This is a genomic window from Burkholderia paludis (assembly GCF_000732615.1).
GTDB lineage: Bacteria > Pseudomonadota > Gammaproteobacteria > Burkholderiales > Burkholderiaceae > Burkholderia > Burkholderia paludis.
The window spans coordinates 270,088-279,921 of record NZ_JPGL01000005.1; the positions used below are offsets into that span (position 1 = coordinate 270,088).

Sequence of the window (9,834 nt, forward strand, 5' to 3'; positions counted from 1 at the left end):
AAGAACAGTCATGACCGCTTCTTCGACCGTCATTCTCCCGAAACCGACGGAAGTCTACGTCGCGCCGCTGCTGCAAATCGAAACCGTCGACGTGAAGGCAGGCGTCAAGGCGTGTGACCGATGGTTGCGTGCCATCAGCCACGACTTCATCACCATCGAGCGGCTCGAAATGGTTGCCAATGCGTTGCCGGTGGTGGCGAACATCATGGCAGCCGTCGATCTCGTGCTGGATATCAAGGACATGATCGAGCATGGGCAGAGCGGCAAGCATCCCGATGTGTTCGATTATCTGAATCTCGGTCTCGACCTGATCGGGATCATTCCGATTCCACCCGGTACGGGCGAATTCCGGATGGGCATGCGTCCGGTGATGAAGCTTGTGCGGCAGAAGGTCGTCGAGAGCGGCAAGGCGCTGGGCGAGGCGACGTTGCAGGTGATGCAGACCGCACTGCTGCAGGCGCTCATCGACAGTCTGAGCGAGCAGTTCGCCGGTCGTATCCAGAGTTTCGTCGATGGCGTGAAGAAAGAGCTGAACAACCTGCTCAAGACCTGTGCCGATTACATCGAGAAATTCATGGTCGGCTTCGCGCGCCTGTTCGAGGAGGTGGCGGGGGAAAAGCAACTCAGTGTCGCGCACAACGTCCGCGCGGCGGGGCAGCATGCGGGCCAGATTGCATCGGGCTTTGCGGCGCATGATGCACGCAAGACATTTGGCGGGCTCGGTCATCTGATCGTCGACTTCGTGAAGATCGAAGCAAAGGAGCTCATCAACACCGGGACGCAGGCGGCGAAAGTGCTCGATCTCAAGTATCGCGAGCCGCTGCTGAACGTCGCGAAGGCGTTGCGCACGATGATCCCGGTGGTCAAGGAGAAAATCCTTGCGCTGGGCGGTATCGACGCCGGCAAGATCGGTTGGTTGATCAACCTTATCCAGACTGCCATCGACAAGAAGCGCGATGCGTTGCGCAAGCAGAAAGTGCATTCGACTGGCATCAAGGAACAGGGAACGACGAAAGTTCATCGTCACGAGGGTGAGGGGCAGAAGGAAACGGTCAGGCATACGGAACCGGCCCAACATCCGGGGCCGAACGACAGCAAGCTGATCTGCCCGCGACCTTCGCCGCCGGTTGCGACGAAGCGTTCGGTGGGATTCGCGCTGGGCGACGAGCGGCTCGAGCACCACGATTTCACGTTGCCCGGTGTTCTTCCCGTTGTCTGGACACGGACTTATCGATCGTTTTTCGACGCCAATGATTCGGGAGGAGAGCTTGGTGCACGCTGGATGACGGCGTACACCACGCGTATCGATGCGCATCGGGATCGATTGACCTACCACGACGCGACAGGCCGCAGCATCGACTATCCACGGCTTGTGCCTGGCGACGCCCATGTCGACAGGAGCGAGGGCGTGACGTTGTTGCGCCTCGATGACACGTGGATCACGTTGACGCGTGGGCATGAACTGCTTGAGGCCTATGAATTGCGCGGCGACGCATTTCGTCTTGCCTTCGTCAAGGACCAGTCGGGTAACCAGGTCACGCTCGACTACGACGATCGTCATCGGCTGACGCGGTTGATTACGCCGACCGCGATCGTTGCCTTTCATTACGACGAAAAAGGGCGGATCGTCGAGGCGACGCATCATGGCGCCGATGGCAAGCGTATCGATACGTTGGCACGCTATACGTACAGCACGGACAGCGATCTCGTCGTGGCGATCGACCGGAATGGAGATCGTCGCGAATACGCGTACCGCCATCACCTCATTACACGCTACACGGATCGAACCGACCGTGCGATGAACCTCGAGTGGGACGGTACGGGGCCGAAAGCGAAGTGTGTCCGCGAGCATGCGGATGACGGCAGCTTCGACACGCGACTTGCATGGCATCCGGACTTCCGAATGGTCAGCGTGACGGACGCGCTCGGCAACGTGACGAAGCATTATTACGATCTGCATGGCTACACATTCCGCATCGTCTATCCGGATGGTCGAGAGGAATGGATGTATCGGGATGCTTATCACAATCTCGTACAGCATACCTATCCGGACGGTGGCGTCGAACGCATGTCCTATAACGGACAGGACAACCTTGTCCGGCACGTTCGTGTCGACGGCAGCGTGACCGAGATGGACTACGACGACAAGGACCATATGGTTCGAATCGTCGATCCTCAGGGGGCTGTGTGGTTGCGTGAATACGACGACGCGGGGCGCGTCACGGTCGAAACCGATCCGCTCGGACACAAGACGACATACAGCTACAACGCACAAGGCTTGCCGGTAGAGGTGACCGATGCCAAGGGTGGCGTCAAGGTCATGGCGTATGACGACGCGGGCCGGTTGATCTCGCACACGGACTGCTCGGGCAAGACGACGACATGGGCCTATGACGTGCAGGGCCGGTTGACCGAAAAGACGGATGCGTCAGGCGGGGTAACCGCGTATCGCTATGGCAGCAATGGACGGCCCGAAGCCATTCGCACCGCAGCCGGTACTCAACGTGTTCAATACGACGCCGAGGGACGCCTGCTTGCGATCACGGACCCAATGGAGCGTACCTCGCGTTACAGCTATGACGTTGCGGGGCGCGTCGCGGCGCGCACCGACGCGCTGGGGAACACGCTGAGTTACGGTTATGACAGGCTCGGGCGCCTGGTGAGGTTGACCGACTCGAATCATGCGACCTATCAGTGCAAGTACGATCTCGTTGGCCGGCTGCTCGAGACGGTCGGCTTCGACGGGACGGAAACGCGCTATGTCTACAGTGAAGAGACCGGCTATGTATCCGCCATCGATGTAGCCGGGAAGATCACCGTGGTCGAATTCGATCGCGGAGGCCGGCTGGCACGACGGATGTGCGATGGTAACGAAGAGCGCTTCGCCTACGATGCGCTCGGTCGACTCGTCGACGCGCAAAATGCCTGCAGTCGCATTCAGCATTTCTTCGATCCCGCGGGAAACCTGGTGCGGGAGCATCACGCTTACGATCTTTTCGGCGAACAGCGCAGTTACGTCTGGCATCACACGTACGATGAACTGGGTACGCGTATCGGTACGGTGCGACCGGATGGGCACAGGATCGACTGGCTCACGTATGGATCAGGGCATGTCCACGGGATGTTGCTCGACAACGAAGAGCGTGTGAACTTTGAACGCGATGATTTGTATCGCGAAGTTCAACGAACCTACGCGAGCAAGCTCGAACAGCGGACCGAATATGACCCGGCCGGCCGCTTGCTGAACTGGACGCTCCGCCGCGAGAAGGCCCCTGCGCCATTGATGGCCCGGCATTATCGCTACGATGCCGCGAGCCAGATCACCCATATCGAGGACAGCCGGCAAGGGTTGTTCGACTATCGCTACGATCCGGTCGGGCGGTTGATCGAAGCGACCGGGCACGGCAGTGCCGAGCGTTTTGCCTTCGACCCTGCCGGCAACCTTGTCGATGCCGGCAGCCCGGAACATGCGCGTACGTCAGCGCCGCCGAGCCCGGTTCGATCGGTCAGCACGCTGCCGCCTGCCGTGCCCAAAGTGCTTGGCAACCTGCTCAGGGAATATGCCGGTTCGCGTTTCAGTTACGACCCGCAGGGGAACGTCACCGAGAAACGTACGCCGGAAAGCGTGCAACGTTTTGAGTGGGACGCGTTCAATCGGCTGGTTCGTGCACGAATCGAATCGCCGGCTCGCCAAACGGATGCGCGGTATTTCTACGATGCGGCGGGGAGACGAATCGCGAAGGAGGTCGATGGGGTCGCGACGATATTCGGCTGGGACGGCAACCGGCTCGCTTATGAGAGCGATCACGAGCGCAGTACGCACTATGTGTACGAACCGAATTCCTTCGTTCCGCTCGCACAATACGTTAGCGTACCCGTCGGCGGGATCCCGACTCCCTCGCGTGATGGTTCGGCACGTTATACCTCCGAAGACGATCCATTGCAGCGGATTCCGGTCTCGGAGGCGGACGCTCACCTGTATTACTACCACTGCGATCAAGTCGGCACGCCATTGATGCTGACCGACGAACTCGGTGAGGTTGTGTGGGAAGCGACTTACAAGGTGTGGGGTGAAGCGAAGGAAATTGTTTCACGCGTCTCGCGCGTATCCGGGCAAGCGGTGCGGAACGCGATTCGTTTTCAGGGGCAGCAACTGGACGACGAGACCGGGCTCGCCTATAACCGTCACCGCTACTACGACGCCGCGACGGCACGCTATGTCAGTGCCGATCCCATTGGCTTGTTGGGGGGCGTCAATCAATATCGCTATGTGTTGGCGCCGACCGGGTGGGTCGATCCGCTGGGGCTGAGCGAAGATCCTTGTTGCAACTGCGGCGGCAAGGCGATTATCCGGCACTACGACACCAATTCGGCGACCGGGCATTACACCGTAGAGGTGGAGAGCGGCTATATGTCGGTTCACACGCATCAGGTGATAGACAAGGACGCCGGAACCACCAAGATCGTGAACGAGAGGCGCGAACGCTATATGACCGGTGACCCGATTCTGCATACCGCCGAGGTCCCGTTGCCTGACGCAAAGGCAGCCCTGGCCTATCAGCAGTCTCAGATTGGAAAGACGCTCGAAGCCTATGACGAGCGTACGAACAGTTGTGTCGACCACGTCGCGAATGTGCTTCGAGCCGGGGGAGCGGATGTTGCGCAGGGGCCCTTGGGTCAGATGAGATATCTCGGGAAGCTGGGTTTCAAGGCAAAGGTAAAGAAGGAATGAGATATCCGGGCGACCGGATTGGAAATCAAAGGTGAAATGATGCCGCTGGTGAATTGTTCATATCACGGACGTGTCGGAGGCGAGCTCGTGACTCGTGCCGTGTCCGATCTCGTCAACGATCGTGGCAACTGGAAGGGCGGCCGCAGGGTCGTGCCGTTAACGCTGGTGCGCGACGAGATCGAGTTTCCGGGCTACATGCTCGAATCCGAAGAGACGAAACTGCTTGAATTGGGCGGGACGCATGCAGGAGGAGGCGTCTATCGGTTCGACGATGACGAGTCGATGGAAACAGCTATCGGATTGTTGACGGCAACGTGTGTTGAATGCCTGAGGGAATTGATGGCCGGGCAGGAAGAAGGGTAAAGCGCCGCGTCTTCGGGGAGAGGGATGACCCAATTGAATTTCGGCAGGATCGATCGCTGTTCCGTCCGGCTCAATACCGCGACGCTGCTCGGCCTGAAGGCGGCCTATGAAGATTTCGTGAAGACCGGGCAGGATCTGCGCAACTTCGAGATCTGCATCGAAGACGAAAGTGAAGGCATGGCGGATCCGACGCCCGAGGATCACGTCATCAGCGTGACGTTCGTGGCGAAGATGCCTCCCGGCATGCGCGGGCTCGGCAATGCAAGTCCGCTCGGGACGTCGATGAAATACGTCATCTCCCCGGAGACCGGCGAGCTTCTCAAGGTTTATCTGACCAAGTGACCTTGGCGGCGGTGAAGGTGGTCAGCCCCTTCGTATGTGGATAACCGCGGCGCAAACGACGCGAAACGCTGTGCGAGCAATAGGTGGGCGTGCACCCGGATCGCAAGCCAGGTGCGGATCCCGGTGAATTCGGACCGTGGCAAGCCGAACCGAATGCGCGAGTACACGATTGGTCGGAGGGCCGCCTCCTCTACGATGTGGGGCCGTGTGGAATGAGCATCGCGTTTCGTACGCTCGTCGGCGGTCCGCATGTGGACAACCCGCACACTCAACCAGTCGAACTCCTGTGCATCGAGCAGGTGAGCGTTTTGCATTGGCCCACGCGAATCAGCTTGAAGACCTTGTCTGGCACGGCCTCGCCGGAATCGAGCAGATGATGCGGATAGCTTTCGCGCGATCCGTCGTGATTGAATGCCTTGTGGATATCGAGAAGCTAAAGCACTCGAAGACCTGTGCGCTCAGCGGGTGAGGGTAATCGAATTCGGTGCAGGTGTTCGCGTTATCTCGCGGGTTGTGGATATCGCGCTCCAAAACAACATCAAACGCTGTGCAAACGGAGAGTGGGCGAGTCGACCGATGACTGCGCGCGGCGATCGTCACGATCGATGTGGATATCCTGTTCCGCAGCGACTCGAAACCCTGTGACTCCAAAAGGTGAGGGTACCGGAGGCGCTTCGGTGTGGACAACCGACCAGGAAAGCCAGTCGAAACACTGTGCAGGCGAGTGGTGAGCGCAAGCGCGCCCGAGCCAGCAAAGCCGCATCATTCCGGGCGCCGACGGCCACCACCGACCGCCGACAGCGCGCGCATCGTACCACTCAAGTCTGCTGATCGAGCGCCTGCGCGACCGCTTTCTCCGCGAGGCTCCCGGCCGGCCCGACCACCGCATAGTTGAGCCCGTTCACCGACCCGTACCGCGCGAGCAGCGCGCCATCCACGCGTTGCCCGGCCGGCAGCAGCCGATGTTTCGATTCCGCCGGCCGGAGATAGAAGCTCAGCGTCCGCCCGGCTTCGTCCTCAAAGAGCACCATCGCAGCCGTGGCCCCGCTATCCGTCGTGAACAACCGTCCGCCAACCGGCCTGAACCCCGCCGCGCTCAGATCCGGCAGCTTCGCCGACGCGCCCACGCGCCGGGTGAGCCATCCCTGCAAATCTCCCGCACCCGTCGGTCGGTAATCGACCTTGGCCGTCTGATCGACCACCATCATCCGGTAAGCCTTGACCGCATCGCTCATCGGCGCGATGGGAGGCGGCGCGTTCCACCCGCGCGCCTGCCACCCGCCGAACGTCCCCAGCCCGACGCAGAACACGAACGAAGCCGCGATCGCGAACCGCATCCGTGTGCGCTCCGCCCGCCGGCCGCGAATGGCCGTCGGATCGAGCGCAGGGTTATCCGCCGGCATCCGCACGCTTTCCAGCGCGGCCCGCAACCGCTGCGCATCCTGCTGCCATCGCTTCACCTGTTCCGCGCGCTCCGGATGCAGCGCGAGATAGCGCTCGACCGCGGCGCGCGCATCGTCGTCGAGCTGGCCGTCGACGTAGGCCTGGAGGTCGTGTTCGTTCGGAGGGGTGTTCATTTTTTCATCAATCGCAAAGAAGGAGCGGGGAGCTCGCCGTCGCTGAGCTGGCGCAGCGCCAGGCGCGCGCGGGAGAGCCGCGACATCACGGTGCCGATCGGCACGTCGAGCAGGTCGGCGACTTCCTGATAGGTGAAGCCCTCGACCGCGACGAGCAGCAGCAGGCTGCGTTGCTCGTCGGACAGCCGGCCGAACGCTTCGAGCGTTGCGCGCGCCGCGAATTCGCGTTCGGCGGACGGCCAGTGCGCTTCGTCGTCGTCGCGGATGCGGCCGAGCAGCCACGCGTAGCGCTTCGCGCTGCGTTTGCCGTCGAGAAACTGCCGGTACAGGATCGTGAAGAGCCAGCTGCGCAGCGACGCGTCGTCGCGGCGGCTCGTCCAGCGCGACAGCGCGCGCTCGAGCGTCGACTGGACGAGATCGTCGGCCGCGTGGACGTCGCGCGCGAGCCAGAGCGCGAAGCGTCGCAGCCTGGGGATGAGTTCGCGCAGTGCGTCGTCGTCGAGGGCGGTGGAGGGCATGGCCGGGCCGGTTGCCGAATGGGTCGAGATGTTGCGTAGGACGCCGGTCGGCGCCGCTTATTCCACCAGCATAGGAAAAAACTTTTCATGGAATAAAGCGGCGCGGGTGGCGTCCTACGCGGGTTCGACAATGACCTGACGGTCGGGAGCACATTCATGGAGCGATCTTCTTCCTCTTCTTCACCGCAGCGCGAGCCTGGGCGCGGGTGGTGGCGCTGGGCCGTGATCGGTGGCGCGGTGGCCGGCGTGGCCGTGGCGTTCGGGTATGTCGGCGGGTGGTTCGCGCCGGCGCGTCTGACCCCGCATCGGATCGTCGATGCGTTGCAGACGGCCGGCGGCGGCATTCACCCGGGCTTCCGGCGCAATCATGCGAAGGGCGTATGCGTGACCGGTTACTTCGAGGGCAACGGCGCCGCGAGCGCGTATTCGGTCGCGCCGTTCTTCAAGGCGGTGCGCACGCCGGTGGTCGGGCGCTTCGCGCTGCCGGGCGGGAATCCGTACGCGCCCGACAGCAGCGTGCCGATCCGCAGCCTCGCGCTGAGGCTCACCGCGCCGGACGGCGAGCAATGGCGAACCGGGATGAACGCGATGCCCGTGTTTCCGGTCGCGACGCCGCAGGCGTTCTACGCGCAATTGCTGGCGACCCGGCCCGATCCGAAGACGGGCAAGCCCGACCCGTTGAAGGTGAAGGCGTTTTTCGGCGCGCACCCGGAGACGGCCGCGTTCCGCGAATGGGTGAAAGGTGCGAAGCCGAGTGCGAGCTACGTCACCGAAAGCTATTACGGATTGAACGCGTTCTACTTCGTCGATGCGGCCGGCAAGCGCCAGGCGGTGAGGTGGCGGGTCGTGCCGGAGCAGACGGCCGGCGCCGGCGATGTCGCGACGGCGGCAGACCCGAACGTGCTGCAGCAGGACGTGACGCAGCGCATCGCGGCCGGTGCGCAGAAGTGGAAGCTGCTGGTCACCCTGGCGGAGCCTGGCGATCCGGTGGACGACGCGACGAAGGTCTGGCCCGCGCAGCGCACGACGATCGACGCGGGCACGCTCGTGCTCGACCGCGTGGAGGCACAGGACAGCGGGCCGTGCCGCGATGTGAATTACGACCCGACGGTGCTGCCGCAGGGGATTCAGGTGTCCGGGGATCCGTTGCTGGCGGCGCGGTCGGCTGCCTATGCGGATTCGTATCTGCGCAGGACGAGTGAAGAGGCCGGTGTGGCAGGCGTGGCCAGGTTGAGTGCGGAGGGACGGTGATGAAGGCTTCTACGACGTTTGGTTTGCCGGCGCGGGTGCTGCACTGGGTGATGGCCGCGATGATCGTCGCGATGCTGTTCATCGGGGTGGGGATGGTGGCGTCCGTTTCGGAGCGGCATGCGGTTCTGGTCGCGATTCACAAGCCGCTGGGCATTGCCGTGCTGGTGCTCGTGTGTGTGCGGATCGCGGTGCGGGTGCTGTCGAAGCCGCCGGCGCTGCCCGAGGATCTGCCGTGGTGGCAGAAGGTTGCCGCGCACGGGTCGCATCTCGTGCTGTATGCGCTGATGGTCGCGATGCCGCTGATCGGGTGGGCGATGCTGTCGGCGGGCGGGTATCCGGTGACGTTGGGCGGCGGCGTGCAGCTGCCGGCGCTGGTGTCGGCCGATCCGGTGACGTTCGCCTGGCTCAGGGTCGCGCACCGCGTGCTGGCGTATTTGTTCTTCGCGACATTCCTCGCGCACTTTGCGGCGGCGCTGTATCACGGGTTGATTCGGCGAGACGGGGTGGTGAGGTCGATGGTGGGGCGGTGAGCGACGGAGGGTTGCGTTCGATACGGCGGGGCGGTTCACGGGCGACCGAGGCTGCTCCTGCCGTGCCGCTTATATATGAGCACTAGGTAGGCTCAGCGGCCCCCGGCACTGCATGTCAAAAATATTTCACAAAGGGGGTTGCGTAGTTGGGGGCAGGTGCCTACAATCACGCCTCTTTCGCGCTAACGGAAACGCAGCGCGGGAGAAAAAAGGGAAGCGGTGCTGTTGAAGTCGGTTTTATCGATTCCAGTGCACACGAAATTAAACCGCAGTCGTCGCAACGAAGTAGTTAAAAAAGTTGTTGACGAGTTTTAAAAAACGGTTGATAATCTCGCTTCTCTGCTGCTGAAAACGCAGCGCTGCTGAGAAACACGAAGTTCCTCGCAGATTGCTCTTTAAAAATTAACAGCCGATAAGTGTGGGCGCTTGATGGAAGCGAGCTGATCCTCGGATCAGATAGCAAAAGTATCAAGAGTCTCACACTAAAGTAAGTCAGGTTTATGAAGCAATTCATATTCCTG

Annotated in this window: 7 protein-coding genes; 5 read left to right on the forward strand and 2 right to left on the reverse strand. The window is 61.8% G+C overall.

Going from position 1 to position 9,834, the window contains the following annotated elements:
• Window positions 1-10: 10 nt before the first annotated feature.
• From GQ56_RS0102635 to GQ56_RS0102645, 3 genes are read left to right on the forward strand one after another with little or no spacing between them, the layout of a single operon-like run.
• On the forward strand, window positions 11-4,732 hold the full coding sequence (locus GQ56_RS0102635) for an RHS repeat-associated core domain-containing protein (RefSeq protein ID WP_052007124.1): 4,722 nt from the start codon (window positions 11-13) through the stop codon (window positions 4,730-4,732).
• A gap of 18 nt (window positions 4,733-4,750) precedes the next feature.
• Complete coding sequence (locus GQ56_RS0102640; RefSeq protein WP_235212609.1) at window positions 4,751-5,095, forward strand: hypothetical protein; 345 nt, start codon at window positions 4,751-4,753, stop codon at window positions 5,093-5,095.
• A gap of 24 nt (window positions 5,096-5,119) precedes the next feature.
• Complete coding sequence (locus GQ56_RS0102645) at window positions 5,120-5,437, forward strand: hypothetical protein (protein ID WP_031397161.1); 318 nt, start codon at window positions 5,120-5,122, stop codon at window positions 5,435-5,437.
• An 818-nt stretch (window positions 5,438-6,255) separates the two neighbouring features.
• On the opposite strand, the gene GQ56_RS0102660 is transcribed toward GQ56_RS0102645, so the two are convergent.
• Together GQ56_RS0102660 and GQ56_RS0102665 are read right to left on the reverse strand one after the other, a co-directional pair.
• On the reverse strand, window positions 6,256-7,014 hold the full coding sequence (locus tag GQ56_RS0102660) for an anti-sigma factor family protein (protein ID WP_031397162.1): 759 nt from the start codon (window positions 7,012-7,014) through the stop codon (window positions 6,256-6,258).
• Complete coding sequence (locus tag GQ56_RS0102665; RefSeq protein ID WP_031397163.1) at window positions 7,011-7,532, reverse strand: sigma-70 family RNA polymerase sigma factor; 522 nt, start codon at window positions 7,530-7,532, stop codon at window positions 7,011-7,013. The genes GQ56_RS0102660 and GQ56_RS0102665 overlap by 4 nt, the downstream gene beginning before the upstream one ends.
• A 156-nt stretch (window positions 7,533-7,688) precedes the next feature.
• Between GQ56_RS0102665 and GQ56_RS0102670 the strand changes: the two genes are divergently transcribed.
• Both GQ56_RS0102670 and GQ56_RS0102675 read left to right on the forward strand, forming a co-directional pair.
• Window positions 7,689-8,783, forward strand: coding sequence for a catalase family peroxidase (locus GQ56_RS0102670; protein WP_031397164.1), 1,095 nt, complete (start codon window positions 7,689-7,691; stop codon window positions 8,781-8,783).
• Window positions 8,783-9,313 (forward strand): cytochrome b, encoded by a 531-nt coding sequence (locus GQ56_RS0102675; protein ID WP_031397165.1) that lies wholly within the window; start codon window positions 8,783-8,785, stop codon window positions 9,311-9,313. The genes GQ56_RS0102670 and GQ56_RS0102675 overlap by 1 nt, the downstream gene beginning before the upstream one ends.
• The last annotated feature ends 521 nt before the right edge of the window (window positions 9,314-9,834 follow it).

Coding starts and splice junctions, on each gene's coding strand:
- GQ56_RS0102645 (WP_031397161.1), top strand. CDS start 5,120: ATGACCCAATTGAATTTCGGCAGGATCGATCGCTGTTCCGTCCGGCTC.
- GQ56_RS0102660 (WP_031397162.1), bottom strand. CDS start 7,014: ATGAACACCCCTCCGAACGAACACGACCTCCAGGCCTACGTCGACGGC.
- GQ56_RS0102675 (WP_031397165.1), top strand. CDS start 8,783: ATGAAGGCTTCTACGACGTTTGGTTTGCCGGCGCGGGTGCTGCACTGG.
- GQ56_RS0102635 (WP_052007124.1), top strand. CDS start 11: ATGACCGCTTCTTCGACCGTCATTCTCCCGAAACCGACGGAAGTCTAC.
- GQ56_RS0102670 (WP_031397164.1), top strand. CDS start 7,689: ATGGAGCGATCTTCTTCCTCTTCTTCACCGCAGCGCGAGCCTGGGCGC.
- GQ56_RS0102665 (WP_031397163.1), bottom strand. CDS start 7,532: ATGCCCTCCACCGCCCTCGACGACGACGCACTGCGCGAACTCATCCCC.